The sequence below is a fragment of the Nonomuraea lactucae genome (assembly GCF_003313395.1).
Classification (GTDB): Bacteria; Actinomycetota; Actinomycetes; order Streptosporangiales; family Streptosporangiaceae; genus Nonomuraea; species Nonomuraea lactucae.
Genome location: NZ_QNFZ01000600.1, coordinates 1 through 2211, shown reverse-complemented (window position 1 = coordinate 2211; position 2211 = coordinate 1). Strand labels below are relative to the sequence as shown.

The window sequence follows — 2211 nt, the reverse complement described above, 5'->3', positions numbered from 1 at the left end:
GGAAGGCGACGACGGGGCCATGGTGCGGGTCGCGCTGCGCGTCCCCGAGCAGCTCAAGACGCGCATCGACGAGGCCGCCGCGCGGGAGGGCCTCTCGGCCAACTCCTGGCTGGTGCGGGCGGTGTCCGCCGCGCTGGACGGCGACGGCGGGGGCCGGCGTCCAGGGCGGCGTGACGGGTCAGGACCCGCCGGCCCCGGACTCGGCGGACCCAGGCTCGGCGGGCGCTACACCGGCTGGGTGCGCTAGTGGCCAGGTCACGCCCCGCCGCACCCACCGCACACCCTCGTTACTCATCGCACACCTTCGTTCCGTGGCGGGACACCGCCCGACCCTGTCAGGAAGGAAGCGCCATGCCCGCTTTCGACACACCTGAGCCGATCTCCGCGACCATCGACATCACGGCGGGCACCGTACGGATCAGCGCGAGCGACCGCGCCGACACCGTCGTGGAGGTGCGGCCGACCGACCCGTCCGACACGGCCGACGTGCGGGCGGCCGAGCAGACCCAGGTCGAGTGCTCCAGGGGAGTCCTGCTGGTGAAGGCGCCGAAGAACTGGGCCCGCTCGCTGTTCGGGCGTGGCGGTTCGATCGAGGTGACGGTCGAGCTGCCGTCCGGCTCGCGCGTCGACGCGACCGGCGACCCGGGGGACATGCTCGGGGTCGGGGGAGCGGAGTTCCGCAGCGAGGGCCGTCTCGGCGACTCCCGGTTCAGCACGACCTCCGGCGACATCCGGCTCGACGAGACGGGCCGCGCGCGGCTGAACACCGCGTCGGGCCGCATCTCGGTGGCCCGTTCGGCGGGGCACGCCGACATCACGACCTCCGACGGCGAGATCCGCATCGGCGAGATCGACGGCTCGGCCGTGCTGAAGACCTCCAACGGCGACATCACCCTCGGCGAGGTGACCGGCGACGCGCGCCTGCACACGGCGTCCGGCGACATCGCCGTCGAACGCGCCCTGGCCACCCTCGTCGCCAAGACGGCCCACGGCAGCATCCGCGTCGGCGAGGTGGTGCGCGGCTCGGTCGCCCTCGACACCCGTTCCGGAGACCTCGAGGTCGGCATCCGGGAGGGCAGCGCGGCCTGGCTCGACGTCAGCTCGCAGTACGGCAGCGTGGACGTCCCGCCTGACGCCGTTGACGGTCCCGGCGAGGCCACCGAGACGGTCGAAGTGCGCGCGCGCACGGGCTTCGGCGACATCCTGGTCCGCCGCTCGTGACGGCGGACCAGCCTTGGTGATCTACTTTGTAAAGGCGTGCAGCTCATCGGCGTACGCTCGGGCCCCAACGCCCCGAACCGCCGGTCGCTAGGGGCGCTGGCCGGCCTGGTCGACGATGGCGCGCTCGAAGATCGCTGAGGTACTGAGCAGGGTGCCCTTCTTGAGCCACTGCGTGTCCTGGATCTGGACCTTGCGCTCGCCCAGGTACTTGAGGGTGTCCCGGTCGAAGATCCATTCGGTGCGGGCGCCCGCGTCCTCACGGGCGACCGCGATCCCTTCGCGGCCCGCCGCGTCCTGGGATCTGTCCACGATGGTCACGCCGGGGATCTTCGCCACCGCCTTGTACAGCGCGGCGCCCATCGCGGGGGGCAGCACCTCCTGCTCCAGCAGGTCGCCGATGGTGTCGAACGCGCGCTGGTCCTCGGTGGTCGCGTCTCCCTCCTTGGTGTCGGGGTCGGCGTAGACGGCCTTCAGCAGCGCGTCGGGGTCGGTCGGCAGCTCGGCGAGGGCTTGGTAGCGGTGGCGGTACTCCACGTCGTTGCCCTGGTCGTACTCCTCCGGCACTCCGTTGTCGATGATGAGTCCCTTGCCGCCGAACGCTTGCTGCTGGACCCAGATCTCCCGCTTGACCATGGGGGTCATCTTCATCGGGCCCTCGCCCGGCATGGTCTGCTCCCGCTCGGGGATCACGCCCTGGCCCTGGCGCCTGGTGTAGGCGAACTGGCCTTCGTGGACTTTCGTCGTGGACTTCGCCGCCACCAGGGAGATGCGTTCGAGCTGTGCGCCGACGTGGTCGGCGCTGGCGGTGCCCAGTGGCACCACGGTCAGCCGGTTCGCCGTGGTCGGGGCTGTCGGGGTCGTCGGGATGGTCGGGTGCGGTCGTGCGGCGCCGGGCGGCGCCGTGGGGTCGCCGCCCGCGATGACGGCGGTGCCTACGGCCAGCACGCCCAGTGCGGCTGCGGCGGCCGCCAGTCCGGTCGCGAGCGGCAG

Annotated in this window: 2 protein-coding genes and 1 pseudogene; 2 read left to right on the top strand and 1 reads right to left on the bottom strand. The window is 72.2% G+C overall.

Annotated elements, in window-relative coordinates:
• Together DQW85_RS24075 and DQW85_RS24070 are read left to right on the top strand one after the other, a co-directional pair.
• Positions 1–247 (top strand): annotated as a pseudogene (locus DQW85_RS24075) (toxin-antitoxin system HicB family antitoxin); the annotation flags it as partial.
• Between the two features lie 104 nt (positions 248–351).
• A complete protein-coding gene (locus DQW85_RS24070; RefSeq protein ID WP_113702321.1) occupies positions 352–1221 on the top strand; it encodes a DUF4097 family beta strand repeat-containing protein in 870 nt (289 codons plus the stop codon).
• An 87-nt stretch (positions 1222–1308) separates the two neighbouring features.
• On the opposite strand, the gene DQW85_RS24065 is transcribed toward DQW85_RS24070, so the two are convergent.
• Positions 1309–2211 (bottom strand): CU044_5270 family protein (locus DQW85_RS24065; protein ID WP_113702320.1); only part of this gene is annotated, 903 nt, incomplete at its 5' end.

What these genes read in the sequence shown, in the direction of transcription:
- DQW85_RS24070 (WP_113702321.1), top strand. Translation starts at nt 352, where the DNA reads ATGCCCGCTTTCGACACACCTGAGCCGATCTCCGCGACCATCGACATC.